General features: G+C 48.1%; 25 protein-coding genes, 1 tRNA gene and 3 pseudogenes. 21 read left to right on the top strand and 8 right to left on the bottom strand.

The annotated features are described in order from the left end of the window. Position 1: 1 nt before the first annotated feature. The 7 genes from A9B99_RS08150 to dinB all read left to right on the top strand — a co-directional run bounded on the left by A9B99_RS08150 (position 2) and on the right by dinB (position 6,093). Entirely contained in the window at positions 2-1,240 is a 1,239-nt protein-coding gene (locus tag A9B99_RS08150; RefSeq protein WP_064596441.1) for an NADH:ubiquinone reductase (Na(+)-transporting) subunit B, read from the top strand. After that, a complete protein-coding gene (locus A9B99_RS08145) occupies positions 1,233-2,027 on the top strand; it encodes a Na(+)-translocating NADH-quinone reductase subunit C (protein ID WP_064596439.1) in 795 nt (264 codons plus the stop codon). Before A9B99_RS08150 ends, A9B99_RS08145 begins: the two co-directional genes overlap by 8 nt. Next, entirely contained in the window at positions 2,020-2,658 is a 639-nt protein-coding gene (locus tag A9B99_RS08140; protein WP_064596438.1) for an NADH:ubiquinone reductase (Na(+)-transporting) subunit D, read from the top strand. The genes A9B99_RS08145 and A9B99_RS08140 overlap by 8 nt, the downstream gene beginning before the upstream one ends. A 6-nt stretch (positions 2,659-2,664) precedes the next feature. Next, positions 2,665-3,261, top strand: coding sequence for an NADH:ubiquinone reductase (Na(+)-transporting) subunit E (nqrE, locus tag A9B99_RS08135; RefSeq protein ID WP_064596436.1), 597 nt, complete (start codon positions 2,665-2,667; stop codon positions 3,259-3,261). A 12-nt stretch (positions 3,262-3,273) separates the two neighbouring features. Further along, positions 3,274-4,497 (top strand): NADH:ubiquinone reductase (Na(+)-transporting) subunit F, encoded by a 1,224-nt coding sequence (gene nqrF / locus A9B99_RS08130; RefSeq protein ID WP_064596434.1) that lies wholly within the window; start codon positions 3,274-3,276, stop codon positions 4,495-4,497. A gap of 14 nt (positions 4,498-4,511) precedes the next feature. Further along, entirely contained in the window at positions 4,512-4,736 is a 225-nt protein-coding gene (nqrM, locus tag A9B99_RS08125) for a (Na+)-NQR maturation NqrM (RefSeq protein WP_036104449.1), read from the top strand. Positions 4,737-5,037: 301 nt separating this feature from the next. Next, positions 5,038-6,093, top strand: coding sequence for a DNA polymerase IV (gene dinB / locus A9B99_RS08120; protein WP_064596524.1), 1,056 nt, complete (start codon positions 5,038-5,040; stop codon positions 6,091-6,093). A gap of 248 nt (positions 6,094-6,341) precedes the next feature. Here dinB and pepD read toward each other — a convergent pair whose 3' ends face one another. Then, positions 6,342-7,799 (bottom strand): beta-Ala-His dipeptidase, encoded by a 1,458-nt coding sequence (gene pepD / locus A9B99_RS08115; protein WP_064596432.1) that lies wholly within the window; start codon positions 7,797-7,799, stop codon positions 6,342-6,344. Between the two features lie 267 nt (positions 7,800-8,066). On the opposite strand from pepD, the gene gpt reads away from it, so the two are divergent. The 3 genes from gpt to crl all read left to right on the top strand — a co-directional run bounded on the left by gpt (position 8,067) and on the right by crl (position 10,340). Continuing rightward, positions 8,067-8,525, top strand: coding sequence for a xanthine phosphoribosyltransferase (gene gpt / locus A9B99_RS08110; protein WP_064596430.1), 459 nt, complete (start codon positions 8,067-8,069; stop codon positions 8,523-8,525). 111 nt (positions 8,526-8,636) lie between these two features. Next, positions 8,637-9,881 (top strand): esterase FrsA, encoded by a 1,245-nt coding sequence (frsA, locus tag A9B99_RS08105; RefSeq protein WP_064596428.1) that lies wholly within the window; start codon positions 8,637-8,639, stop codon positions 9,879-9,881. Between the two features lie 57 nt (positions 9,882-9,938). After that, positions 9,939-10,340: a sigma factor-binding protein Crl gene (gene crl, locus A9B99_RS08100; RefSeq protein WP_064596425.1), complete on the top strand. Its 402-nt coding sequence runs from the start codon at positions 9,939-9,941 to the stop codon at positions 10,338-10,340. 99 nt (positions 10,341-10,439) lie between these two features. Here crl and phoE read toward each other — a convergent pair whose 3' ends face one another. Continuing rightward, entirely contained in the window at positions 10,440-11,519 is a 1,080-nt protein-coding gene (gene phoE, locus A9B99_RS08095) for a phosphoporin PhoE (RefSeq protein ID WP_064596422.1), read from the bottom strand. A gap of 287 nt (positions 11,520-11,806) precedes the next feature. Between phoE and proB the strand changes: the two genes are divergently transcribed. From proB to A9B99_RS08080, 3 genes are all read left to right on the top strand, one after another. Further along, positions 11,807-12,910 carry a glutamate 5-kinase gene (gene proB / locus A9B99_RS08090; RefSeq protein ID WP_064596420.1) on the top strand — a complete coding sequence of 368 codons (1,104 nt, stop codon included), beginning with the start codon at positions 11,807-11,809 and terminating at the stop codon, positions 12,908-12,910. A 10-nt stretch (positions 12,911-12,920) separates the two neighbouring features. After that, a complete protein-coding gene (gene proA / locus A9B99_RS08085; protein WP_064596418.1) occupies positions 12,921-14,174 on the top strand; it encodes a glutamate-5-semialdehyde dehydrogenase in 1,254 nt (417 codons plus the stop codon). A 113-nt stretch (positions 14,175-14,287) separates the two neighbouring features. Next, positions 14,288-14,363, top strand: a tRNA-Thr gene (locus A9B99_RS08080). 14 nt (positions 14,364-14,377) lie between these two features. Here the strand turns inward: A9B99_RS08080 and A9B99_RS08075 are convergent. Then, positions 14,378-14,716 (bottom strand): annotated as a pseudogene (locus tag A9B99_RS08075) (tyrosine-type recombinase/integrase); the annotation flags it as partial. 4 nt (positions 14,717-14,720) lie between these two features. On the opposite strand from A9B99_RS08075, the pseudogene A9B99_RS24485 reads away from it, so the two are divergent. From A9B99_RS24485 to A9B99_RS08055, 5 genes and pseudogenes are all read left to right on the top strand, one after another. Continuing rightward, positions 14,721-14,807 (top strand): annotated as a pseudogene (locus A9B99_RS24485) (hypothetical protein); the annotation flags it as partial. A 593-nt stretch (positions 14,808-15,400) separates the two neighbouring features. Further along, the gene (locus tag A9B99_RS08070; protein WP_064596416.1) at positions 15,401-16,582 is read left to right on the top strand and encodes a deaminase domain-containing protein; all 1,182 of its coding nucleotides are present in this window, start codon (positions 15,401-15,403) and stop codon (positions 16,580-16,582) included. 341 nt (positions 16,583-16,923) lie between these two features. Next, positions 16,924-17,382 (top strand): STM2901 family protein, encoded by a 459-nt coding sequence (locus tag A9B99_RS08065; RefSeq protein WP_064596414.1) that lies wholly within the window; start codon positions 16,924-16,926, stop codon positions 17,380-17,382. Next, positions 17,376-17,708, top strand: a complete 333-nt coding sequence (locus tag A9B99_RS08060; RefSeq protein WP_064596412.1) for a DUF1493 family protein — start codon at positions 17,376-17,378, stop codon at positions 17,706-17,708. The genes A9B99_RS08065 and A9B99_RS08060 overlap by 7 nt, the downstream gene beginning before the upstream one ends. A gap of 18 nt (positions 17,709-17,726) precedes the next feature. After that, positions 17,727-18,213, top strand: a pseudogene (locus A9B99_RS08055) (Hcp family type VI secretion system effector). 32 nt (positions 18,214-18,245) lie between these two features. Here the strand turns inward: A9B99_RS08055 and A9B99_RS08050 are convergent. Further along, complete coding sequence (locus A9B99_RS08050; RefSeq protein WP_064596410.1) at positions 18,246-18,425, bottom strand: site-specific integrase; 180 nt, start codon at positions 18,423-18,425, stop codon at positions 18,246-18,248. A gap of 273 nt (positions 18,426-18,698) precedes the next feature. Between A9B99_RS08050 and yafN the strand changes: the two genes are divergently transcribed. Further along, positions 18,699-18,992 (top strand): type I toxin-antitoxin system antitoxin YafN, encoded by a 294-nt coding sequence (yafN, locus tag A9B99_RS08045; RefSeq protein WP_064596408.1) that lies wholly within the window; start codon positions 18,699-18,701, stop codon positions 18,990-18,992. After that, entirely contained in the window at positions 18,989-19,393 is a 405-nt protein-coding gene (locus tag A9B99_RS08040; protein ID WP_064596406.1) for a type II toxin-antitoxin system YafO family toxin, read from the top strand. Before yafN ends, A9B99_RS08040 begins: the two co-directional genes overlap by 4 nt. Before the next feature lie 612 nt (positions 19,394-20,005). On the opposite strand, the gene A9B99_RS08035 is transcribed toward A9B99_RS08040, so the two are convergent. Continuing rightward, positions 20,006-20,683 carry a hypothetical protein gene (locus tag A9B99_RS08035; protein WP_064596405.1) on the bottom strand — a complete coding sequence of 226 codons (678 nt, stop codon included), beginning with the start codon at positions 20,681-20,683 and terminating at the stop codon, positions 20,006-20,008. Positions 20,684-21,580: 897 nt separating this feature from the next. Between A9B99_RS08035 and gap the strand changes: the two genes are divergently transcribed. Next, a complete protein-coding gene (gap, locus tag A9B99_RS08030) occupies positions 21,581-22,582 on the top strand; it encodes a type I glyceraldehyde-3-phosphate dehydrogenase (protein WP_064596521.1) in 1,002 nt (333 codons plus the stop codon). 69 nt (positions 22,583-22,651) lie between these two features. Here the strand turns inward: gap and A9B99_RS08025 are convergent, their stop codons facing one another. From A9B99_RS08025 to A9B99_RS08015, 3 genes are read right to left on the bottom strand one after another with little or no spacing between them, the layout of a single operon-like run. After that, complete coding sequence (locus A9B99_RS08025) at positions 22,652-23,470, bottom strand: alpha/beta fold hydrolase (protein ID WP_064596403.1); 819 nt, start codon at positions 23,468-23,470, stop codon at positions 22,652-22,654. A 48-nt stretch (positions 23,471-23,518) separates the two neighbouring features. After that, a complete protein-coding gene (locus A9B99_RS08020; RefSeq protein WP_064596401.1) occupies positions 23,519-25,150 on the bottom strand; it encodes an MFS transporter in 1,632 nt (543 codons plus the stop codon). Beyond that, a complete protein-coding gene (locus A9B99_RS08015; protein WP_064596518.1) occupies positions 25,134-25,565 on the bottom strand; it encodes a DoxX family protein in 432 nt (143 codons plus the stop codon). The genes A9B99_RS08020 and A9B99_RS08015 overlap by 17 nt, the downstream gene beginning before the upstream one ends. Positions 25,566-25,569 lie beyond the last annotated feature (4 nt).

Below are 25,569 nucleotides of genomic sequence, written 5' to 3'. Positions count from 1 at the left end.
CATGGGCTTAAAACAGTTATTTGAAAAGATTGAGCCGCATTTTACTAAAGGCGGCAAGCTGGAGAAGTATTATCCCCTGTTTGAAGCGACGGCAACAGTGTTCTATACACCAGGGACAGTCACTAAAGGCGCATCGCATATTCGTGATGCCATTGACCTGAAGCGCATGATGATTCTGGTCTGGTTCTCTGTGTTTCCTGCCATGTTTTGGGGAATGTATAACGTTGGGCAGCAAACTATCCCGGCGCTTAATAAACTCTATTCTCCTGAACAACTGCAACAGGTTATCGCCAGTGACTGGCATTATACTGTTGCCCAGTGGCTGGGAGTGAGTTTCGCACCCGATGCTGGCTGGTTAAGCATGATGCTACTGGGAGCCGTTTTCTTTGTTCCCATCTACCTGACTGTTTTTATCGTCGGTGGTTTCTGGGAAGTGCTGTTTGCCATTATTCGCAAGCATGAGGTGAACGAAGGTTTCTTTGTTACCTCGATTCTGTTTGCGCTGATTGTTCCGCCCACATTGCCTTTGTGGCAGGCGGCACTGGGGATCTCGTTTGGTGTGGTTATTGCTAAAGAGATTTTTGGCGGCACCGGGCGTAATTTCCTCAACCCTGCACTGGCCGGTCGTGCCTTTCTGTTCTTTGCATACCCTGCGCAGATTTCAGGAGACCTGGTCTGGACGGCTGCCGATGGCTTCTCTGGCGCCACACCGCTTTCACAGTGGGCAAGCCACGGTGGGCAGGCGCTGGTAAATGTCACGACAGGTCAGCCGGTCACCTGGCTGGATGCTTTTCTCGGCAACATTCCCGGTTCCATTGGTGAAGTCTCTACACTGATGATAATCATTGGTGGGGCCATCATCATGTTTGGCCGCGTGGCTTCCTGGCGCATTGTGGCTGGTGTTCTTATCGGGATGATAGCGACCGCAACCTTATTCAACCTGATTGGCTCTGCCACGAACCCTATGTTCGCGATGCCGTGGTACTGGCATTTAGTCCTGGGTGGTTTCGCTTTTGGCATGATGTTCATGGCAACCGATCCCGTTTCCGCCTCTTTTACTGACAAAGCCAAATGGAGTTATGGCCTGCTGATTGGCGTCATGTGTGTCTTGATAAGGGTAGTAAACCCGGCTTACCCGGAAGGTATGATGCTGGCAATTTTGTTTGCTAACCTTTTCGCGCCGTTGTTCGACTACCTGGTAGTGCAGGCTAACATCAAACGGAGGAAATCTCGTGGCTGAGAAAAAAAGTAACGATAGCATCGGCAAGACATTGCTGGTTGTGCTGCTACTTTGTCTGGCCTGTTCCGTTGTGGTGGCAGGTTCTGCCGTAGGGTTAAAACCGCGCCAACAGGAACAGAAGTTGCTGGATAAGCAACGTAATATTCTGGATGTTGCAGGTCTGGTGAAACCGGGCATGAGCAGTGAAGCTGTGAAGAAAATTTACAGCTCGCGCATTGAACCGCGGTTGCTGGATTTGCAGAGTGGCCAGTTAACAGACAAAGATCCTGCGTCATTTGACCAGGCAGCAGCATTGCGCTCCGCCGACCAGAGTATTGCGTTGAGTGCTTCGCAAGATCCGGCAGGCATTAAACGGCGCAGTAATTTGGTTGAAATTTACCTGGTAAAAGGCGAAGACAACAAAATTCAGGAATTAGTGTTGCCAGTATATGGCAATGGTTTGTGGTCCATGATGTACGCCTTTGTAGCGCTGGATATCGACGGCCGTACTGTCAAGGGAATCACCTATTACGACCAGGGAGAAACTCCGGGGCTGGGTGGTGAAGTTGAAAACCCGAGCTGGCGGCAAAAGTGGGTGGGGAAAACACTGTTTGATGATAGTGGTAAACCTGCTATTCGCGTAGTGAAAGGTGGTGCGCCACAAGGCGATAAACACGGTGTGGATGCCTTATCAGGTGCAACGCTGACCTCAAACGGCGTGCAACACACCTTCGATTTTTGGCTGGGTAAATTAGGTTTTGGGCCATTCCTGAAACATGTCCAGGAAGGGGGGCTGAACAATGGCTGATGCTGCTGGTTTGAAAGAAATTAAACGGGTAGTTGTTTCTCCGTTAGTGGACAACAACCCGATTGCCTTGCAAATTCTTGGGGTTTGCTCCGCGCTTGCCGTTACGACCAAACTGGAAACGGCGTTTGTGATGACGCTGGCAGTAACGCTGGTTACGGCGTTTTCCAGTATGTTTATCTCCATGATTCGCCACCATATTCCTAACAGTGTGCGTATCATAGTGCAGATGGCAATTATTGCATCACTGGTGATTGTCGTGGACCAGTTGCTCAGGGCTTTCGCTTACGAAATTTCCAAGCAGTTATCAGTATTCGTCGGCCTGATTATCACGAACTGTATTGTGATGGGGCGTGCTGAAGCCTATGCAATGAAATCCCCGCCACTGGCAAGCTTTATGGACGGTATCGGTAATGGCCTGGGTTACGGTGTCATTCTGATTATCGTTGGTTTTTTACGTGAACTGATTGGCAGCGGGAAACTGTTTGGTGTCACTGTGCTGCAAACCGTACAAAACGGTGGCTGGTACCAACCAAATGGCATGTTTTTGCTCGCACCCAGTGCGTTTTTCATCATTGGCCTGCTGATTTGGGGAATTCGCACCCTCAAACCCGCTCAGCAGGAAAAGGAGTAACCGCCAATGGCTCACTATATTAGCTTGTTTGTCCGCGCTGTTTTTGTGGAGAACATGGCGTTAGCCTTCTTCCTTGGCATGTGCACCTTCCTGGCTGTATCCAAAAAAGTCTCCACGGCATTTGGCCTGGGCATTGCCGTTACGGTGGTGCTGGGCATTTCTGTACCCGTGAATAATCTGGTCTACAACCTGGTTCTGCGTGATGGTGCGCTGGTCAGTGGCGTGGATCTCAGCTTCCTGAACTTCATTACTTTTATTGGGGTGATCGCGGCACTGGTGCAGATTCTGGAGATGATCCTGGATCGCTTTTTCCCTGCGCTCTATAACGCGCTGGGGATCTTCCTGCCATTAATTACGGTGAACTGCGCTATTTTCGGTGGGGTTTCGTTCATGGTGCAGCGTGATTACAACTTTGGTGAATCGATTGTTTATGGCATTGGTTCAGGTGTGGGCTGGATGCTGGCGATTGTTGCTTTGGCAGGTATTCGTGAAAAAATGAAGTATGCCAATGTACCCGCAGGGTTGCGTGGTCTGGGCATTACCTTTATCACCACCGGGTTAATGGCACTGGGCTTTATGTCTTTCTCTGGTGTGCAGCTATAAGGGCGGAAATGTATGGAAATTATTCTTGGCGTAGTGATGTTTACGCTGATTGTCCTGGCGCTGGCGCTGTTGATTCTTTTTGCAAAATCAAAGTTGGTCAACTCTGGTGATGTTCTGATTGAAGTAAATGGCGATGCTGACAAACAGTTTCGCGCGTCAGCTGGCGACAAACTGCTGAATACGTTATCCGGGCAGGGCATTTTTGTTTCATCTGCCTGTGGTGGCGGTGGTTCCTGTGGCCAGTGCCGGGTGAAAATTAAGCAAGGTGGGGGCGATATTCTGCCTACTGAGCTTTCCCACATATCAAAACGTGAAGCCCGCGAAGGTTGCCGCCTGGCCTGCCAGGTTGCAGTAAAGCAGGATATGCAAATTGAGCTTCCGGAGGAAATTTTCGGGGTCAAAAAATGGGAATGCGAAGTTATCTCTAACGATAACAAAGCCACTTTCATTAAAGAGCTGAAGTTACGGATTCCGGACGGTGAAGATGTACCGTTTCGGGCTGGCGGTTATATTCAGATTGAGTGTGACCCGCATGAAGTGGCGTATAGCGATTTCGATGTACCAGAAAAATACCGTAGCGACTGGGATAAATTCAATTTATTCCGTTACCGCTCTGTAGTGAAAGAACCCTGTGTTCGTGCTTATTCCATGGCGAACTATCCGGATGAAAAAGGCATTATCATGCTGAATGTGCGTATTGCCACGCCGCCGCCAGCAAAACCTGATCTCCCACCGGGCATTATGTCTTCGTATATCTGGTCACTTAAGCCTGGCGATAAAGTGACGATTTCCGGGCCATTTGGGGAGTTTTTCGCCAAAGAAACCGATGCGGAAATGGTATTTGTGGGTGGTGGTGCGGGAATGGCGCCAATGCGTTCTCATATTTTCGACCAGTTAAAACGCCTCAGCAGCAAGCGTAAAATCAGCTTCTGGTACGGTGCGCGCTCCATGCGTGAGATGTTCTACCAGGACGAGTTTGAACAACTGGCACGGGATAACCCGAATTTCACTTTCCATGTTGCGTTGTCTGAACCGCTGCCAGAGGACAACTGGACAGGGTACACCGGGTTTATCCACAATGTTCTTTATGAAAACTACCTGCGGGATCACGAAGCGCCTGAAGACTGCGAGTTTTACATGTGTGGGCCACCAGTAATGAATGCTTCTGTCATTCGTATGCTGAAAGAACTGGGTGTGGAAGACGAAAACATCATGCTGGATGACTTCGGCGGCTGATAAGGGGAAGAAAAGTGCTCACTGTTTTTGTAGCCACATTTGCCATTTTTTTACTGGTTATTCTGGGTATGTCTCTTGGCTGGTTGTTTAAGCGCAAGGCAATCCAGGGGAGTTGCGGTGGCATAACAACGTTGGGGCTGGAAAAAGTGTGTAACTGCCCGGAACCTTGTGATGCGCGTAAAAAGCGTATGGCTGAAGAAGCCCGGGCAGCACAACGCGAGAAAGCACGTATTCTCTAAAAGTAAGCCTTTACTTACCTGCCCGCTCAGCCGGGCAGGTAAGTAGCATGTATCACTGCTGTTCTGAGCCCGGTTTTTCTGGCTGGTTTTATCCTGGCCTGAACCTGAATCCTTCACCTGATATCTTTGGTCTTAGTCCTTTTACTTGACTTCTCTTTGAAGCCTTCCTGGGCTTAACGGCTTTATTACTGAAGAGTAAGCACTGACTTACTCTTTCTCACCCCATCTGGTAAGAAAATCACTATTACACTTCTCACTGCCAATAAACATGCTGTATATTTACACAGTGATTGGAGGGGGAATGCGTAAAATAATACATGTCGATATGGACTGCTTTTTTGCAGCCGTCGAAATGCGCGATAACCCGGCACTGCGCGATATTCCCCTGGCAATAGGGGGCAGCCGGGAAAGACGTGGCGTTATCAGCACCGCGAATTACGTTGCGCGTAAATTCGGTGTGCGTAGTGCTATGCCAACGGCTACCGCACTGAAGCTGTGCCCCCAACTTACATTATTACCCGGGCGTTTTGAGGCGTATAAAGAAGCATCACGGCATATTCAGTCGATTTTCTCTCGTTATACCAGCCTCATAGAACCCCTTTCATTAGATGAAGCCTATCTGGATGTGACGGACAGCACCCTCTGCCAGGGGTCAGCAACCTTGATTGCTCAGGAAATCCGCCAGACGATTTTTAATGAGCTTCAGCTAACCGCTTCTGCTGGTGTGGCTCCGGTTAAATTTCTGGCAAAAATAGCCTCAGACCTCAATAAACCCAATGGGCAGTATGTGATAACTCCCCGGCAGGTACCTGAATTCCTCGCAACCCTTAAGCTGGGGAAAATCCCCGGCGTGGGTAAAGTTACTGCCGGGAAACTGGAAAGTATGGGCTTACTCACCTGTGCGGACGTTCAGCAGAGTGACCTTGCACTACTGTTACGCCGTTTTGGGAAGTTCGGCCGGGTTTTGTGGGAACGCAGCCACGGAATTGATGAGCGCGCCATCAGTAACGACAGGCAGCGTAAATCGGTAGGTGTGGAGCGCACGCTGGCAGAAGATATTCATGACTGGCAGGCCTGTGCTGACATTATTGAACAGCTCTATCCTGAACTGGAACGCCGTCTGGCAAAAGTAAAACCTGACCTGCGCATAGCCCGCCAGGGCATCAAACTGAAGTTTGATGATTTTCAGTTAACCACTCAGGAACATATCTGGCCGAGCCTGAATAAAACAGACTTACTGGATACCGCGCGCAAAACCTGGGAAAGCCGCCGTGGTGGGCGGGGAGTACGGCTGGTGGGGTTGCATGTAACATTACTGGACCCGCAACTGGAACGCCAGTTAGTACTGGGGCTGTAACTGCTTCAGCATCAGAACACCATGCCGGTAAAGTTGGTTGGCTATGGCACAAAAAACGCCCTGTGTTAGCAGGGCGTTGAGTCTGATAACTCACCTCATGTCCGCACAGAACGAGAGGATGTCACCCAATAAAAACCAGGAAAATCAATTCATTGATTTTCGGCTGCTAACCAAAAAGAAGGAAAAACCACGCTTTTTCCTTCTTTTTCATCAATCTGAACGCCCTGTGTTAGCAGGGCGTTGAGGGTTTATTTAGCCGGGATTGATTTCAGCAACTCGGTCAGCAGCACCCAGTACTGGCCTACACTTTCGATATGCACTTGCTCATCGGGTGAGTGTGGCCCGGTGATGGTTGGCCCAATAGAAACCATGTCCATGTCCGGGTAAGGTTTTTTGAACAACCCGCATTCCAGGCCTGCGTGAATCACCATGATATTTGGCGTTTTGTTGAACAGGCGCTGGTAAGTTTCCCGCACCAGATGCATCACCGGTGAATTGGCATCTGGCTGCCAGCCAGGGTAACTACCTTTGGCGACAACATCTGCGCCGGCTAATTCGCCCAGGGAAGTCAGCATGCTGACAACGTAATCTTTCCCGCTGTCGATCAGTGAGCGAATCAGGCAAATAATTTCTGCTTTATTCTGCTCCATCGTAACGACACCGACATTCAGGGAGGTTTCAACCACGCCTTTAACGGCATCTGAATTGCGGATAACACCATTCGGTGTGGCATTCAGCAGGCTGATGAACTTGTCCTGGCTTTCACGAGTGAGAGCGGCGTTAGTCGTGGTAACCGGCTCAAGCAGAATAGTGAGGTTTTTCTCAACAGCAGCCAGCTCATTTTTCAGTGTGGCAAGGTAAGACTCAACCTGTTGTTTGAATGCCGCCACCTGCTCCTCTGCAACCGCAACGACGGAGAAAGCTTCACGCGGGATAGCGTTGCGCAACGTGCCGCCGCTGAATTCCACCAGGCGAAGCCCCAGATTACGTGCGTTATCGCTCAGGAAGCGCGCCAGCAATTTGTTTGCGTTACCCAAACCCACATGGATCTCACCACCGGAGTGGCCGCCTTTCAGACCTTTAAGCACCAGATTAAACGCCTGATAGCCAGCAGGAATGGCTTCACGGCTTAATGGCAGCGTGGTGATAAAATCAATCCCACCGGCGCAACCCATATAAATCTCGCCTTCTTCTTCGGAATCGGTGTTGATCAGAATATCAGCCTGCAACCAGCCAGATTGCAGACCAAAGGCGCCATCCATACCGGCTTCTTCTGTCATGGTCAGCAGCACTTCCAACGGGCCGTGCTCAACGCTGTCGTCAGCCAGAACCGCCAGAGCTGAAGCCATACCGATACCGTTATCCGCGCCGAGCGTAGTGCCACGGGCTTTTACCCATTCGCCATCAATCCAGGGCTGAATCGGGTCTTTAGTGAAATCATGAACGGTGTCGTTGTTTTTCTGCGGCACCATATCCAGATGAGCCTGTAATGCAACAGGTTTGCGGTTTTCCATACCTTTGGTGGCAGGTTTACGCAACAAAATATTCCCAACCTGATCACGCTCTGCGTGCAGGCCTTTGTCTTTTGCCCAGGACAGGATGTGTTCAGCCAACTGTTCTTCATGATAAGAAGGGTGAGGGATAGAACAAATTTTCGCGAAAATATCCCACAAAGGTTGGGGAGATAACTGGGACAGTTCAGACACGACGAGTCTCCTTGACAGCGAGTTGCCAGTCAGTGCTGGCAGCCCGGGTTAAGCAAATAAAAAGAACCGGTAACTTGCGGGTAACCGATCCTTGCACGTTGGCGTGAGAATACCATTATATTATCCGGGTGGGGGTGTTTCCGGGCACAAAAAACTGCGCAGCTTTGCGCAACACTGGTTTTTAGTGCGCCAGATCTCTATAATCTCGCGCAACCCAATTTTCCCCTGAACACTTTTTAAGCCGTTTTTACTGGCCGGGACATTCACATGAGCGAAAAATACGTTGTCACCTGGGACATGCTGCAGATTCACGCACGGAAACTGGCAAGCCGCCTGCTGCCTGCTGAACAGTGGAAAGGCATTATTGCTGTGAGCCGTGGGGGCCTGGTGCCAGGTGCGCTGCTGGCCCGTGAACTGGGCATTCGCCATGTTGATACCGTGTGTATCTCCAGTTATGACCATGACAACCAGCGTGAAATGAAAGTACTGAAACGCGCAGAAGGCGATGGCGAAGGCTTCATCGTTATCGACGACCTGGTTGATACCGGTGGCACTGCGGTTGCGATTCGCGAAATGTACCCGAAAGCACATTTTGTTACTATTTTTGCCAAACCTGCGGGCAAACCGCTGGTTGATGATTATGAAATTGATATTCCACAAAATACCTGGATTGAACAGCCGTGGGATATGGGCGTTGTCTTCGTACCGCCGTTAGCTGGCCGTTAATTCAGCCTCATCAGTTTGGTAAAAACACGCGCCCGTTTGTCGGGCGTTTGTTTTTTTTAGCGCCTGACAAGATACAATAGGCAACATGACCTGTTCATGGAGGCCGTCATTATGTCAGAGGAAAACCTCAGCGTTTCGTTATTTAAGCCCCGTTTTAAGCACCCGGAAACTTCCACTCTGGTGCAACGTCCTCGTAATGATAAACCCCCCATGGTTGAGTCCACTCTGGATGGGTCGACGGTGCCTCACTGGTACCGCATGATAAACCGACTGATGTGGATTTGGCGTGGTGTGGACCCGCGAGAAATCATTGAAGTGCAGGCCCGTATCGCCGTCTGTGATGCTGAGCGCACCAGAGATGACTGGATAGACACCGTTATTGGTTACCGCAGTGGGAACTGGATTTACGAATGGTCCCGCCAGGCGATGTCCTGGCAACAACAGGCGACTCAGGAAGAGAATAACGCGCAGTCAGGCAAACTTTGGCTCAAAGCCGCAAATCTGTACAGCATTGCCGCTTATCCTCACCTCAAGGGAGACGAGCTGGCAGAACAGGCGCAAACCCTGGCTAACCGGGCTTACGAAGAAGCCACTCTGCGTCTGCACGGTGAATTACGCCAGCTTGAATTTCGGATCCCGGGCGGCAGCCCGATAACTGGCTTTTTGCATATGCCTGAAGGTGAAGGCCCCTGGCCGACAATTCTGATGTGCGGCGGGCTGGATTCACTGCAAAGTGATTACTATCAACTTTTCTCCCGTTACTTCGCTCCGCGCGGTATTGCGATGTTGACGATTGATATGCCCTCGATTGGTTTCTCATCTAAATGGAAACTGAACCAGGATTCCAGCCAGCTTCACCAGCATGTTTTGCAGCACCTCACCAATATTCCCTGGGTTGATCACACCCGGGTTGCCGCATTTGGTTTCCGTTTTGGTGCCAATGTGGCTGTGCGCCTGGCCTACCTGGAAAGCCCGCGTCTGAAAGCTGTGGCCTGCCTGGGGCCGGTGGTACACAGCCTGCTGAGCACTCCTCAGCGCCAGCGCAATATTCCGGATATGTATATTGACGTGTTAGCCAGCCGCCTGGGTATGATGAATGCCACCAATTCTATTTTAAGCACAGAGTTAAATCGCTACTCACTGAAAACGCAGGGTTTACTTGGGCGTCGCTGCCCCACGCCAATGCTTTCCGGCTACTGGGATAATGACCCGTTCAGCCCGGAGGAAGACTCGCGTTTAATCGCGTCGTCATCTTCAGATGGTAAGTTGCTCGCAATACCTTTTAACCCGGTTTATCGCAACTTTGATAAGGCACTGAATGATATTGTCGACTGGATCAGCAAACGTCTGGGTTAAAGGATTGATAAATTCTGTTTATTTGGTAAAACATTTAAACGACTAAAGGAGACCAAAATGACGTTACCAGGTGGACACCCACGGGGCCGGTTGCTAAAAAAATTTGCTGCCCTTGGCCCGTATTTGCGTGAAGAACAGTGTGACGAGAACCGTTTCTTTTTTGATTGCCTGGCGGTGTGCGTTAACGTGAAGCCCGCTCCCGAAAAACGTGAGTTCTGGGGCTGGTGGATGCAAGTAGAGGCGCTTGAGACACACTTTGCCTATTCCTATCAATTTGGCTTGTTTGATAAAGAAGGCGTTTGGAATCCGTCTCCTGTTAAAGATAAAAATACAAACGAGGAAATTGAGAAAACACTGCGCACTTTCCATGCCAACCTCACCAAACTGCTGGATTCCTTTAATATCAAACTGCTCCCCGCCGAAGACTTTGACGAAAAACCAGTGCAGCTTTCTGCCTGAATTCACTCCATAAAAAACCCCAGTAGCAAGCAGGGCGCTATTGGGGGGAAGCAGTGGTATTGCTGCCCGCCATATTTATGGCGGGCTGTTTTAATGCCATCAGAACTGGTAAGTCATCCCCACAGCCACGATGTCGTCGGTGCTGATTTTAAGGGCGGTTGTTTTCGCGTTTTTATCAATCTGGTTGATTTTGTAATCAACAAACGCGGACATGTTTTTATTGAAGTAGTACGTTGCGCCCACGTCTACATAGTTAACCAGGTCCTGGCTGCCAATCCCTTCGATATCTTTCCCTTTCTGGGAAACATAACCAATGGATGGACGCAGGCCGAAGTCAAACTGATACTGCGCAACAGCTTCAAAGTTCTGTGTTTTGTTCGCTGCACCCATAAACGCGGCTGACGTACCGCTGATTGGCGTCATGTTACGGGTTTCAGAATACATGACTGCCAGATAAATATTGTTGGCGTCATATTTCAGGCCAGTTGCCCAGGCTTCTGCTTTATCGCCAGTACCCAGTACCTGTTGTTTCTGCAACAGGGTACGGTTAGAAACGGTATACGCACCGCCAACACTCAGGCCAGTATCGCCGATGGCATAAGTCAGTGCAGAGCCGAAACCATCGCCATTATCTTTGCTGTAAGAGCTACGGTCATTTTTACCCTGGTACTGCAGGGTTAAATCCAGACCATCAACCATCCCGAAGAAATCGTTATTGCGATAAGTTGCCAGGCCGCTGGAGCGCTGGGTCATAAAGTTATCGCTTTTCGCGGAGGAATCACCGCCGAATTCCGGGAACATATCGGTCCAGGCTTCTACGTCGTACAGCGCACCCAGGTTACGGCCATAGTCCAGCGAGCCATACTGAGCGAATTTCAGGCCAGCAAACGCCAGACGTGTTTTCTGGCTGGAGGTGCTTTCTGGTTGGTTACCAGCAAACTGTTCTTCCCAACGGCCATAACCAGTCAGTTGATCGTTAATCTGAGTTTCACCTTTGAAGCCCAGACGCACGTAAGTTTGATCGCCGTCTTTACTGGAATCGTCGCTGAAGTAATGTTCAGCTTTCACTTTGCCGTACAAATCCAGTTTATTACCATCTTTGTTGAAAACCTCTGCTGCGTGAGAAGCGGAAGCAGTCATTACACCCATCATCATTAATGCCAAAGTGCTCTTTTTCATTGGTCTTTCCTGTTTTGTTTTTTAACGCGCGACAATCGCGGGCAAGAGGAGCCCGGAGAAAACAGGGAGTTTTTTAACGTTATGGGATGAAAGAATTATGACATTTGCAGAAAAATTCTAAAATTTTGTCATTTATTTTTACTGTCATTAACATGTAAACATTACCCGGTATTTTTCCTCATTTTGCTCTTTTTCCGTTGTTTTCCCTGCTGCCTGTTGGCAAGGCTCGCGAGTCCTGTTACAACGTCATCAGTTTTTCTTTTTATTTGTTGAAACGGCAGAACACCATGAGTAATAGCCAGACACTGGTGGTTAAACTGGGAACCAGTGTATTAACTGGCGGCTCCCGCCGCCTGAACCGGGCCCATATTGTTGAATTAGTGCGCCAGTGCGCGCAGTTACACAGTGCCGGGCACCGGATTGTGATTGTCACCTCTGGCGCTATTGCGGCAGGGCGTGAGCATCTCGGGTATCCGGAATTGCCTGCAACCATTGCGTCCAAACAATTGCTGGCGGCAGTGGGCCAGAGCAGGCTGATTCAGTTGTGGGAACAGTTGTTTTCCATTTACGGTATTCATGTAGGGCAGATGCTGTTGACCCGAGCTGACATGGAAGACCGCGAGCGTTTCCTGAATGCGCGTGACACACTGCGTGCGTTGCTGGATAACCGCATTGTGCCGGTTATCAACGAAAACGACGCTGTTGTCACATCGGAAATAAAAGTGGGCGATAACGACAATTTATCGGCACTGGCCGCGATTCTTGCAGGCGCAGATAAATTACTGCTCCTGACCGACCAGCAAGGTCTGTTTACCGCAGATCCACGCAATAACCCCACCGCCGAACTGATTAAAGAAGTGCATGGCATTGATGACACATTACGGGCTATTGCCGGAGACAGCGTGTCTGGCCTTGGCACCGGTGGCATGAGTACCAAACTGCAGGCGGCTGATGTCGCCGGGCGTGCAGGTGTTGAAGTGGTAATTGCCGCGGGCAGCAAACCTGGGGTTATCAGCGATGTGATGGAAGGTATCTCTGTTGGTACTCGTTTCCACCCTTTAGATACGCCGCTGGAAAACCGCAAACGCTGGATTTTTGGTGCGCCTCCGGCGGGTGAAGTGATCATTGATGATGGCGCGCTCAACGCGCTGGAAGCCCGTGGCAGCTCGCTTTTGCCTAAAGGTATCAAAGAGGTGACCGGCAATTTCTCCCGTGGCGAAGTTATTCGCATTCGCAGCCTGGACGGGCGCGATGTGGCCCACGGCGTCACCCGCTATAACAGTGATGCACTGCGCCGTATTGCTGGTCACCACTCACAACAAATCGACGCCATCCTTGGTTATGAGTATGGTCCTGTCGCCGTTCACCGCGACGATATGATAGTCAAATAAGGAACGCCGGATGCTGGAAGATATGGGTAAAGCGGCCAAAGCCGCGTCTTACCGCCTGGCGCAGTTATCTGCCCGGGAAAAAAATGCTGCGCTGGAAATGATTGCCGACAACCTGGAAGCCCAGGCCGCAACCATTCTTGCTGCCAATGAACAGGATCTTGCTGAAGCCCGTGAAAACGGCCTGAGCGAAGCCATGCTGGACCGCCTGCAACTCAACCCTGCGCGGTTAAGCGGTATTGCCAGTGATGTTCGCCAGGTGTGCCGCCTGGCAGACCCGGTGGGGCAGATGATTGATGGCGGAATGCTGGACAGCGGCCTGCGCATTGAGCGCCGCCGTGTTCCCCTGGGCGTAGTGGGCGTTATCTATGAAGCCCGCCCTAACGTGACTGTGGATGTGGCGTCCCTGTGCCTGAAAACCGGTAATGCCGTTATTCTGCGTGGCGGGAAAGAAACCTGGCGCACCAACGCCGCAACCGTGCGGGTTATTCAGTCTGCACTTGAAGCCTGTGGGTTGCCTGCCGGCGCAGTGCAGGCCATTGAGAGCCCGGATCGTGCCCTGGTCAATGAAATGCTGCGCATGGATCAGTATATTGACATGCTGATCCCACGCGGCGGCGCTGGCTTACATAAATTGTGCCGTGAGCAATCGACTATTCCGGTGATCACCGGCGGAATTGGTGTCTGCCATATTTTTGTCGATGAATCTGCTGATATCGCTCCCGCCCTGAACGTGATTGTCAACGCCAAGACACAACGCCCCAGCACCTGCAATACGGTTGAAACGCTGCTGGTGCACACGGCAATTGCAGACCGTTTCCTGCCAGAACTGAGTAACGTCATGGCACAGCGTGGCGTAACGCTGCATGCCGACGCGGCTGCGCTGGTGGCATTGTCGTCCGGCCCGGCAACTGTTGTACCTGTGAAAGCGGAAGAATACGACAACGAATTCCTGTCGCTGGATTTGAACGTGAAGCTGGTAAGCGGCCTGGACGATGCCATCGACCATATCCGTGCGCATGGCACACAGCATTCCGACGCGATTCTGACGCGCACATTGCGCAATGCCGACCGTTTCGTGAATGAAGTGGATTCCTCAGCCGTTTATGTGAATGCCTCCACACGCTTTACCGACGGCGGGCAGTTTGGCCTGGGAGCGGAAGTGGCTGTCAGCACACAGAAACTGCATGCCCGTGGCCCGATGGGCCTGGAAGCACTGACCACCTATAAGTGGATTGGTTACGGCGACGATACAATTCGTGCGTGATCTCACCGGGGTGATGCAAAAATAGCCGTTTGATTCACAGAGTTATTGACGCATCCCCCGGTTAGTTTTAACCTTGCAGCCCGTGAGTTACGCTCGTAACCACATCCAGCAGTGCCGATATAGCTCAGTTGGTAGAGCAGCGCATTCGTAATGCGAAGGTCGTAGGTTCGACTCCTATTATCGGCACCATTAAAATCAATTAGTTATTCATCATTAGTACCATCCTTATTTTCGATGTGGGACATATTTGGGACAGAAATCTCAAAAATCGAGTCAATTTGCCGCGCATGTTCAGTCAGATGATTAGGTGCCAGGTGAGCATACCGGCGAACCATTTCAATTGACTCCCATCCACCCATTTCCTGTAATACCGAAATAGGTACTCCGGCCTGAACCAGCCAGCTTGCCCAGATGTGCCGCAGGTCATGGTCTTGAATCCCTGTACGTTTTAATGCAACCCTTCATGCTGTATTCGTGTCAAAACGCATCTTCCTGACAGCAGATGATTTGGTTCCATTTGGCCTGGTGCTGCTTTCCCTGTAGTCGCTGTTCCCTCCGCTGAGTGAAGCGCGTGAGTGGGTGGATAAATTTACCCACTGGTACAACGAAGAGCACAGTCACAGCGGGATACGGTATGTGACGCCGGGACAGCGTCACCGTGGTGAAGATAATGCCCTGCTAAAACAGCGTGATGACCTGTACCGGATGGCACAGAAAGCCTATCCCGAACAATGATCAGGCAGAACGAGAAACAGGCAAACGGAAGGCCCGGTAACACTGAATCCGGCGCGGCAAAAACAGGCTACTTAAATTAACCCGGGGGCCAACTACCTTGACACTTACCGGTATCTCCAGGCCGGTTAACAGAAAGATCGACTTAACCTTTTTTTGAATTGAGCTGTCTGTGTATTTTGTTAACCGATTTAGCAACTGGCACTCCTTATGCTAAGCTAATTTATGGCTGGTTGTGGTCATTTTTAATAGTCTGGCTTTGTGCCTGGCCCGACCACAGGGTTGAAGCCAAAGATCAAGGGATATCTTGTTTGCCCGGACGACATTATATTGACAATGCTTTCACAGCGTTTGGTAGTGTGTGACAGGGAATACAGCTGTTTTATTCCGGCCATAAAAATACTTAACTTTCAGAAAAATATCAGTCAACTGCAAAGGTTATTTATTTTTCAAAGGCAGAACATTGAATAGAACCAACCTAAAAGGTTTGAGATATGTATGAACAAATCAAGATGCTGAAACAGAATAAATGCAGGGCGGTTATTCATTCTATCTCTCAGCGGAAAGGGGTAAACAGACAAGGTTTTTGCATTGCAGATAATCGCCTGGAAAGTGTTGCACAAAGAAAAACTCAGGAACCAGGTAACGATTTTTCTATCCAGAAACATAATGATAAAGAAAACGTTGCGAATAGCTCTAAGCCAACTTTTGAAAACAATTCGTATTATTCAATAGATGTTGAAAAATCATATGGTAATTCGGATAAATATACCCAGTTAAGAGCAATTAAAAATAACTCATTAGAACTAATTCCAGAGCAGGTTCGAAATGCTGTATCAAGATATAGTGTAGTGCAAAGGAAAGGCACAGTAGAAGGTTTTTTAAACAAAGTAGTATATTATGTACATCAACTTGAACGTTATAGCCATCAAGGATACCCTAATTATGGAAAGCGTACGCGAGGGGATGTAGAAAAAATCAGAACATCACTCATCAATGATTATTCATCATTAAGTGAAGAAGAACAAACGCGATTGAACAACGGTGACTTTAACTGGGATAATGTACCAAATTATTTTGAATATGGATTAGACAAAAAACTGATCTATTTCCATGCTACCAATCTAAACCTGGAACCAGTGAGCTCTGTAAGTTATCAACAAGGCATTTCTGGATACCATCAGTCACATCTCGTGCCAAAACTTGATGATTATGAAGATAGCAACCGTAATTATGCTACGCTTTACTACGATATTACTGTCAGATTTTCTATATCTGGAAGACCACTGACTTTGAATTACTCAGGCAGTTATGCAGGACGTAGTGGGAAATACGAAGTCGGTCACAAGTTAAGGGCTCCGGCGCAGCGAGGTTTTGGAACTCATCAGGTTGTCTCCACGGATTATGATGATCAGCACTTTCAAACATTCGTTGATCACCACGAAAGGGATTTTGATTCAGAAGTGGCTGTTTTTGAAGACCTTAGCCAAACGATTAGCAAAGATTTACAAAGGAGAGGTATTCCACATTATACAACCGAGGGGAATGTGAATCTATTTACAGATAGAGCAACATGTAATTCATGTACTGCTTTAGCTATGCAGTTTCAAAATGCCTGGAATGTTACTGTGAATGTCAAACATGGCGGTGTCGATGATTATAAGGGTTATGTATGAAGAAAATATTAGAGTGATAAAAAATATTCTGTCCACTCTTTGCTATCAGAGACACTCCTGATCCTCCCCACCATTAGTGGACACGCGACTAAGCGCAACAACCGTAAGATCCATGCCCGTAAATTTCTGGCAACTCCAGAGGGTAAATCCTGGTTAGCTCAAATGCGGGAAGAAGAAGCAGAAATCAAATTAGCCAGGGCTGCTAATACGATGTTCTGATCTGGTTTATCACCTTCATTTTGTTTCACAGAATCAGACTTTTCCCGGAAGAAATTTTTCCTCTATCCGGTTGCGTAGGTGTACGATAAGCGAGAAAATCATTAGGGATTATAGGGTTACTGATGGATACAGTAGAAGAGCTAAACGGAACGTACTTCTATGCGGGAAAATCAAATCTTACCGCCTCTGAATTGTTTTTCATGATTTTCTGCGAAACAACAGCGGATCATTTTGGGATTGATGATGTTGTGGCTGTTGTCGCCCTTTACAGTGGTGTCAATAACCAGAAAACCCGAACGAAACCTAAAGGCGCAAAAGGAGGTACTTCGCGAGTATCAAAAACAATGCGGAAGTTTTTCAAGACCGCAAAATTTCCTTATGGGATAAAGTTGCTAACGTGGGTTGGTGGTTATACGCCCTGGACGGCTGAGCGGCGAATGGTAGCGAAAGTGAGTACCTTTGTAGGGCGAACTATTCCCCTTGTCGGTGAAGTTATTTTATTGGCTGATGTGTCACAGATCACCTACTGCGCTATACGTGACTATAACCGCATAGCACGGGGCAACGATAAATTATGGTAGATGACATTGAGCAACGTATTTTTGAATTGGCAAGGCGCTATAATGGTGTTTATTTATTTAACAACGAGAAAAAGCAAAGGTTGTTAACGAGGGACACTGATTTTGATACTGACATGCTGTTAGATGTTGGTGAAGCTGAAGATTTGATGGACGAATTTTTTAAAGAGTTTCAGGTGGAAAGAGGCCAATTTAAGATTGAAACATACTACCCTGACGAGCCTTTTTCATGGAATCCGTTCAAGAAATTTCCCCCGATCCCCGTTCCAGATTTCACTATCGGTATGCTGATCGAGTCAGCTAAAGCCGGGAAATGGTTATACGACTAATTGCAAGGAGCTTAATAAATGGCTGTACCTGTTCACCTAATTTTAAAAGATGATGGCGGTTCCCAGATTATGGGATCTTGTGATGTTCACGGGCGTGATGGAAGCATAGAGCTACTCAGTTTGCAGCACGGCATAGTTATTCCCACAGACTCACTCACTGGTAAAGTTACTGGTTCCCGTCAACACTGCTCATTCAATTTCACCAAAGAAATTGACAGTTCATCGCCGTACCTGTTTAAAGCAGTTGCCACAGGGCAGACACTTAAAACCGCTGAATTTAATTTCTACCGGATTAATTACAGTAGACAGGAGGAAATTTATTACACGATCACATTTAGAAAATGTGAAAGTGGTTAGCCATAGCCCTGTTATGCATGATACCCGCAATGTAACAGGTACAGGGCACATGGAAGATGTTTCCTTGAGCTATGAAAAAATTACCCATCTTTATAAAGAGGGTAACATTCTTCACTCTGATGCGTGGAACGAGAAGAAACAAGCCTAACAGAATAGAAAGGAGCATTAGCCCCCCTTTTTTCATTTTAGCTCAACATAGCTCTGCAACTCTTTCACAATACGCTCAGGCGCTGATTTAGAATACATGGTGAAACTTTTCGTAGTTCCAGAAGAGTGACCAACCAGCAACGCCAGGCGCACTTCGCCAATTCCGGCTGCGTTTAGTTTACTGAACACGGCAGGGCGGTATGAGTGAAACACTTTGTTTTCACTATCTGCCAGAATGCCACGTTTGAGCCGTCCAAAGTGGTTTACATGCCAACTTGATCACGTTTGGTGATTAGCACGATAGACCAATAATAGTTCTACAGCTTTCTTCGTTTCTGACAGCGTTTCGCGTTTCAAAACGTCGCAGTTTATCTTCTGTTCTTTAGTAGACTTTAATCGCCTCCGCACATTTAATAAACACAAAACTAGATGTACGCTTTCATGTGCATTATAATGTATATAATAAAACATGCTTTCAGGTGAGCTATGGAACGCATCCTCGCAGAAAAATCTATCAACATCACCGAGTTAAGAAAAAACCCGGCTAAATATTTCATTGATGAACCGGTTGCCGTTCTCTCCAACAACCGTCCCGCTGGCTACATGGTCAGTGCCAGGGTGTTTGAAGAACTGATCGATCTGTTGGAAGAGAAGCAGGGCAGGGTTCATACCGCTGCGCGGTTCAGGCCAACGGCTGAGCGTTTAAGTGATATTGCGGATAGTGGGCAGAGACTGTTGCAAAACGCCTCAGATAAGGATCTGACCGAGTTCACGGAATGAGTATCAGGATTTTCAAGTCAGCACTGATCCGTCAACAATTAAGCCAACAAGAGCTTGATGATTTGGCGGCGGATTTTCTGTCCTATAAAAAGGATGGCGTGTTGCCAGATACCTTTGGGCGTGATGCGCCTTACGATGATGATCGCACCTATCCTTTGGTAAAAGAAGAGCAGGTGGCCCACATTCATCTTGCCGATGCAGATGCCCCTTTTCCGAAGTTTTTACGTCAGTTCAAACGAACCAGCGATCAGGCCCATTTGGTATACTGCCAAGGTGCGATGGATCCCGATGCCTATCTGCTGATTATCATCCTTAAACCCGAAGCGCATAAAATGGCATGCAACAATAACCATATGCATAAGATCGGGATGATGGCTGAAGCATTCAGGATGAAACATTAGGTTATTCAAAAAATACCCAGCCATTCAGGGCAGAAAAACATATGGGGGCATCATTGGGGGCATGTAGGTAGTTGAAACATAACATTAGTTAATAATATCAATGTTATATGAGTCAGGTTTAGTTCCTATTATCACCATTTCAACTTCCCAAAACGACCGTATTTACCCATAACCACCCTGATTTTATAAATATTTTCCCGTTTTTTAGTCCCTCGCCGTTCGTAACCACCCAGTAGAATTCGACACAGAGTGCGTACAGGATTGTGTATATGTCCCTGTTCAGTCCTGGATTCCTATACACACGCCATTAAACGATATGCAGATTCCCCGCCACGTCTGCCTGTTTTCCGGGGCGTTGTTAATGCACCTGCATTAACAGCCCCTGCCAGCATAAAAACTGGAGGGACTACAGGAAGAGTATCGGCTGATGGCTGAAACACCGGAAGTCTCAAAAATTGCATGGAACTAAAATAAGTATGCTTACACTCACCGCTGGCTTGAATTCATGCTGGAAATATAAAATTTCGTTGAACCGAAACAAAAAGTTCAGGCGACAGACCAGAAGCGGTTAGCCGGGTAAGGCATGTGGGGCAACGGGTCTGTCTCACAGCATCATTTTGCTAACAGGCGTGGTAGCTGGCTTTCCAGTTCAAGCAGGCAGAAATCCATCATTTTCTCTGTTTCCTGGGTAACTTTGGCGTAATTGTTTGCCTGCCAGTCGTTCAAAGGCGCAGTGACATGTGTTGGCTCACATTCGGATATCACGTAATTGCTGAACATATTGCCACCTTCCGGGCGTTTATAGAACTTAACCCGGTAGGTTAAATCGTAGTTACTGTCATTGGCAGATAAATTGGTGTATACCAGCGACCACTCAGATGCGGCAATAAACAGTGGCTGGGTCCAGGTATAACCGTTGCCATTTTTTGCCAGCCAGTCCCGAATTTTGTTTTCGGCTTTCGGGCCAAAGTAATGGGATGTGGGCTCCGGGAGCGAATCGATGGTAGTGCCTTTGTAGTTGTGTTTATCGAAAGAGTTGGTGCTGATTCCGCCACCCAATATGGCGCTTGCTATTGCTATTCCCATTCCGGTGCCCGCGTGTGCCGGGGTTACTTCACGCAATGCGGTATCTGCGTAGCGGTTATTGTTCAATTCCGTTGGCGCAAAAATAGTCGCTACTTGCACTGAACTACCGTTAGCCGCTTGTACTGCATGTGGATGAAGATTCCCTGCGCAACCAGTCAGAAAAGCTAAAGACAATACGCCAGTTATTAACAGATTGTTTTTCACTTGTTACTTTCCCTATATAAATGACAGAATGATTTTTATTATCAACCTTGCCAGTAAAGTTATTCCCTGAATCCAGGAGTACCCTATGTATAACGGTTGGAATGGCGATATCTTTAATCTGTTTTTTGCGATATGAGAAATTTTTCTGAGCGACAGGTTATTTTATTTTGTTATTCTTTTTCGAGTGGCTAATTGGTTTTTTAAATTATCCAAAGCTAAATTTTTATTGTTAATCGCGGTTAGTTAATGATTTTTATCTTAGGGGTGTTAGTGTGCTTATATTGGCTGTTAAGTCACCATATGACTGGTTAAATGAAGTTTAGCTATTAATATGACCGCCTGGCTTTCCTGAGCGTTATTCGCTATTGAAGTTCAAGGTGGACAGAAAGTTTCACTTTGCAACTACTGCTGGTTTTGGACATCATAATCGTATATTTCATGTTGCTTTAATAACGGTATATAGCATGGTCACTGAAGTCGTCAGCCCCAGCCTTAACCTCCCCGGTAGAGAGTACAACGGATAAAACTTCAGACGCGGAACACATTCTCCGAAAATACTGAAAAAAGAATAAGATAATAGTGATACAGAAAAAACAATTATCTCATTGTATACCTATCCATTTGTATAACTATCTTTTGGCATATGCATCATTGATAGTGATCCTGAACAAATAAAACAGTCAGCTGGCTCTGGCTAAGTCTTGCTGTCACGGCAATGGGAACGCTCTTTTCTCCCGGAGAAAATGGAAGGGTTCCGGCATCTGAATATTCATCTTAGTCCAGCACCCAGGCTGATATTTTTCATTAGACCAGTAAGGGATGACTGGCAGTGAAGATATGGATGCTATCTCTCTGTCTGTCGCTAATACCTGCTTACTTTTACCTGGAGTTTCTGTCATGAAAAAAATTGGTATCAATGGTTTTGGGCGTATTGGCCGGTTAGTTCTGCGCCGCCTCATTGAACAAAATGAAGATGTCACTGTTGTTGCGATTAATGACCTGACTTCACCGGATATGCTGGCTTATTTACTGAAGTATGACTCTAACTACGGTGCTTTTCCTGTACCGGTGAGTGCTGATGGTGAAAGCCTGGTGGTTGGCAACCACCATATAAAGGTTTTTGCCGAGAAAGAGGCGAAAAATATTCCCTGGGGAGATTTAGGTGTTGATGTAGTGATTGAGTGTACAGGGTTTTATACTTCTGAGCAGAAAGCTCAGTCTCACCTTGATGCGGGCGCTAAAAAAGTGCTTATCTCTGCACCCGCAGGTGAGATGAAAACGATAGTGTTTAACGTTAACGATGACACGCTTACCGCTCAGGACCGCATTATTTCTGTTGCATCCTGCACTACCAATTGTTTGGCACCTATGGCTAAAGTTATCAATGATAACTTTGGCATTAAAGTTGGCACCATGACCACTGTGCATGCCTATACCGGAACCCAGGCACTGGTTGATGGCCCACGTAGTAAAGATTATCGGGCATCCCGGGCTGCTGCTGAAAATATCATTCCTCACACCACTGGGGCTGCCAAAGCGATTGGGCTGGTTATCCCGTCGCTGTCTGGCAAGCTCAAGGGGCACGCGCAACGTGTACCAGTAAAAACAGGTTCGGTAACAGAGCTGGTATCTGTTCTGGAAAAGCAAGTTACTGTAGACGAGATAAACGCCGCTGTAAAAAGCGCTTGTGAAAATAACGAGTCGTTTAAGTATACCGACGATCCTATCGTTTCTTCCGATGTGGTCGGTTTACCTTTTGGATCTGTTTTTGATTCTACGCAAACGGAAATAAGTGAAGCCGGGGGGATCCAGTTAGTGAAAACGGTCTCATGGTATGACAATGAATACGGCTTTGTGACTCAGTTAGTGCGTGTTTTGCATAAATTCGTCAATCTGTAATTAATTACTTTTATTTATACCCCAGAAGCAAAAGCAGCTTTTGCTTCTGGGGTATTTAGTTCAGTGGAATTAACGCTGCAAAAATGCCAGCAAATCCTGATTCAGTTGTTCCTGGTGGGTAACGGCAAAGCCATGTGGGGCATTGTCATATACTTTGAGCTCTGAACCCCGGATCATTTCTGCAGATAACCTGCCCGTCGTCTCGAAAGGAACCACCTGGTCATTGCTGCCATGAATAACTAATGTTGGAACATCCACTTTAGCTATATCAGCACGGAAATCTGTTTCTGCAAATGCCGTAACACAATCAAGCGTGCCCTTAAGCGATGCCAGCAGGGCAATATTGAGCGTCTGGTGCATGACACCTTCAGACACCTGCTGCCCAGCATTAGTGCCATAAAAAGGTGAAGCAAAATCACGAATAAATTGAGCCCTGTCTTTGCGTAGCCCATCACGAATACCAGCAAAAACAGATAAATCCACACCTTGCGGGTAGTCTTCAGCTTTACCAAATATTGGGGTGACGGCTCCCAGTAGCACCAGTGCTGCAACACGGGATGTCCCATAATTGCCGATATAACGCGTTACATCGCCACCACCCATTGAAAACCCGACTAATGTAATCTCGTTGAGATCAAGATGATTAATCAGATCATTAATGTCAGAGGCAAATGTGTCATAGTCATACCCATTCCAGGGCTGGTCCGAGCGGCCAAATCCCCGGCGATCAAAAGCAATAACGCGGTAGCCCTGTTCTGCCAGAAAGTTCATTTGGCTGTCCCACATATCCGCATCAAGAGGCCACCCGTGGCTGAAGAGCACTGGCTTGCCGGTGCCCCAATCTTTGAAGTAAATCTGAGTACCATCTTTAGTTGTAAATGTGCTCATTACATAAACCTCTTATTTATTGAGTGGTTGATATTTGGCATTGCATCGTCAGAACGGAGCAACCAAATAACGGACTTCAGGTACCTGTTCTCCCTGATGGAAGGTATTCACCCGGGTCTGAATTTTTTTATCATCCATGGTGTAACGCTCCTGTTCTCGTAAGTGTTCCATCCAGGAATCAACAACGAATGTTTCAACAAAAATACCGGGTTGCAGTACATCTTCATAAATAGCCCAGTTAATCGCCCCACTTCGGCGCCTCATGCGCCGCATGTCCTGCATACATACTGTGAAATCATGTGCATCTTCGCGGCGAATACGGTATTCGTAGCTCACCATTACCGGGCCACGGCTGTGATGCACGTTCGGTTGTAATGTGCTGCTATTACGGTGGGTGGCGATATCAAGATCGAGGTCAGGGTCTTTATCAAGCCGCCAGCGCCAGACAACAGTGCAGGACAATATCAGCCCAATAGCGGCGGTACTGAGAGAGAAAGGGATTGAATAATGAGCGGCCAGTTGACCCCATACTGTGCTGCCGATGGTCATTGAGCCAAAGAATGCCGTGAGATAAACGGCGAGTGCCCGGGCCTTAACCCACCGGGCGGCACTACGTTGTGCACCCAGGTTGAGAGTCGAAAGAATGGTTATCCAGGCTAAACCAATAAAAAACTCACACAGGTTGAGCCACCAGAAATGGCGAATAAAAGCCATGCCCAGCATCATCAGGCCGAATAACACACTGGCCTGCATCATTAATGCATCGGCACTAAACCTTTTGCGTAACCTGGGCATCAACACTGCACCACTAATGGCCCCAACACCTATGCTTGCCAGCATCATGCCATAGCCGCCTGGCCCCTGGTGCATTTCCGTCCGTGCCACCAGGGGCAATAAGGCCCAACCTGCACTACCAAAAAGAAAGAAAGCACAGGTGCGTACCAGCACATTACGGAAAACGGGGGCAGCATAGATGTAACGCAGACCAACACGCACCGCCTGGAAAAAATGCTCAGGCGGCAGGCGCTGTATAGTTGGCTCGGATTTCCAGCGATACAGCACCAGGGCAACACCCGTTACGGATAATGCATTGAGTAAAAACACGAGCCAGGGGCTGGTAAAGGAGAGGATCAGGCCGCCAAGTGCAGGGCCAATCGCCCGGCTGATATTAATGCCTAGTGAGTTAAGCGCAATGGCGGGGCCCAGCTCATCTTTAGTCACCAGGTCGGGCACAATGGCCTGAAAAGGCGGGGAGCTCATTGCAGCTCCGGTACTCAACAAAAAGGCGGCTAACAATAACACCCAGGGGGTCACTAACCCGGCCGCTGAGAGCAACGTTAAACTGGCTGCCACAATAAATACCCATACCTGCGAAAAGAGTAAGTATTTACGCCTGTCAACGATATCGGCCATTACGCCTGAAGGCAGGGCAAATAAAAACATAGGCAGGCTACTACTGGCCTGAACTAAGGCGACGGCCAGGGGATCACTACTTAGCGTGAGCATGCTCCAGTTGACGCCAACATCGTTCATCCATGAACCAATATTAGAAACTACAGTTGCCAGCCAGAGCGTACGAAACACGGGTTGTCTGAGTGGTTGCCATGGTGACGAAGGCCGCACTGTAACGGTATCATCCTGCTCCGGGCTGGAACTTTGGATATCATTTACTTGTGCCATAGTGCAGCCCTTGTTTGGTGTTATTGCCTATGCGCCAGCGCCCCGGTCCTGTAATTGCCTGTGTAATGAAAATTATCAGCAATAGCCAGCCAAACTGCCCCTCAGCAACAGACCAGTCAGGGTGAACAAACAGCATGGCTACCAGCAGGACACCAATAACAGGCAAACAGGCAAGCCGGGCCCATACCCCAAGAATTATCAAAACCGGGCAAACCACCTCAGCAAGAATGGCAGGAAGTAAACTCATATAAGGCCCCATGCCAAAAGGATCTTCAATACGAGCCAGCTCAGCATGGAAGTGAAGTACTTTGGGTAAACCATGGACGTACAGCAGTAGCAAACTACTACTGAGTCGCAGGAAGAACAGCCCCAGATCAGTCTGGGGCGCAGATGAGATAAACGGTATTGTTTTCATGGTA

This window comes from Mangrovibacter phragmitis (assembly GCF_001655675.1).
Lineage (GTDB): Bacteria > Pseudomonadota > Gammaproteobacteria > Enterobacterales > Enterobacteriaceae > Mangrovibacter > Mangrovibacter phragmitis.
This window is presented reverse-complemented; position numbering and strand designations above follow the sequence as displayed.

Bases quoted from the DNA above. Each gene is read 5' to 3' on its own strand.
- A9B99_RS08140 (WP_064596438.1), top strand. From the start codon at position 2,020: ATGGCTGATGCTGCTGGTTTGAAAGAAATTAAACGGGTAGTTGTTTCT.
- nqrE (WP_064596436.1), top strand. From the start codon at position 2,665: ATGGCTCACTATATTAGCTTGTTTGTCCGCGCTGTTTTTGTGGAGAAC.
- A9B99_RS08020 (WP_064596401.1), bottom strand. From the start codon at position 25,150: ATGGCACAAGTAAATGATATCCAAAGTTCCAGCCCGGAGCAGGATGAT.
- A9B99_RS08040 (WP_064596406.1), top strand. From the start codon at position 18,989: ATGAGTATCAGGATTTTCAAGTCAGCACTGATCCGTCAACAATTAAGC.
- gap (WP_064596521.1), top strand. From the start codon at position 21,581: ATGAAAAAAATTGGTATCAATGGTTTTGGGCGTATTGGCCGGTTAGTT.
- A9B99_RS08025 (WP_064596403.1), bottom strand. From the start codon at position 23,470: ATGAGCACATTTACAACTAAAGATGGTACTCAGATTTACTTCAAAGAT.
- proB (WP_064596420.1), top strand. From the start codon at position 11,807: ATGAGTAATAGCCAGACACTGGTGGTTAAACTGGGAACCAGTGTATTA.
- dinB (WP_064596524.1), top strand. From the start codon at position 5,038: ATGCGTAAAATAATACATGTCGATATGGACTGCTTTTTTGCAGCCGTC.
- yafN (WP_064596408.1), top strand. From the start codon at position 18,699: ATGGAACGCATCCTCGCAGAAAAATCTATCAACATCACCGAGTTAAGA.
- gpt (WP_064596430.1), top strand. From the start codon at position 8,067: ATGAGCGAAAAATACGTTGTCACCTGGGACATGCTGCAGATTCACGCA.
- A9B99_RS08070 (WP_064596416.1), top strand. From the start codon at position 15,401: ATGTATGAACAAATCAAGATGCTGAAACAGAATAAATGCAGGGCGGTT.
- A9B99_RS08060 (WP_064596412.1), top strand. From the start codon at position 17,376: ATGGTAGATGACATTGAGCAACGTATTTTTGAATTGGCAAGGCGCTAT.
- crl (WP_064596425.1), top strand. From the start codon at position 9,939: ATGACGTTACCAGGTGGACACCCACGGGGCCGGTTGCTAAAAAAATTT.
- phoE (WP_064596422.1), bottom strand. From the start codon at position 11,519: ATGAAAAAGAGCACTTTGGCATTAATGATGATGGGTGTAATGACTGCT.
- A9B99_RS08150 (WP_064596441.1), top strand. From the start codon at position 2: ATGGGCTTAAAACAGTTATTTGAAAAGATTGAGCCGCATTTTACTAAA.
- frsA (WP_064596428.1), top strand. From the start codon at position 8,637: ATGTCAGAGGAAAACCTCAGCGTTTCGTTATTTAAGCCCCGTTTTAAG.
- nqrF (WP_064596434.1), top strand. From the start codon at position 3,274: ATGGAAATTATTCTTGGCGTAGTGATGTTTACGCTGATTGTCCTGGCG.
- A9B99_RS08065 (WP_064596414.1), top strand. From the start codon at position 16,924: ATGGATACAGTAGAAGAGCTAAACGGAACGTACTTCTATGCGGGAAAA.
- proA (WP_064596418.1), top strand. From the start codon at position 12,921: ATGCTGGAAGATATGGGTAAAGCGGCCAAAGCCGCGTCTTACCGCCTG.
- A9B99_RS08015 (WP_064596518.1), bottom strand. From the start codon at position 25,565: ATGAAAACAATACCGTTTATCTCATCTGCGCCCCAGACTGATCTGGGG.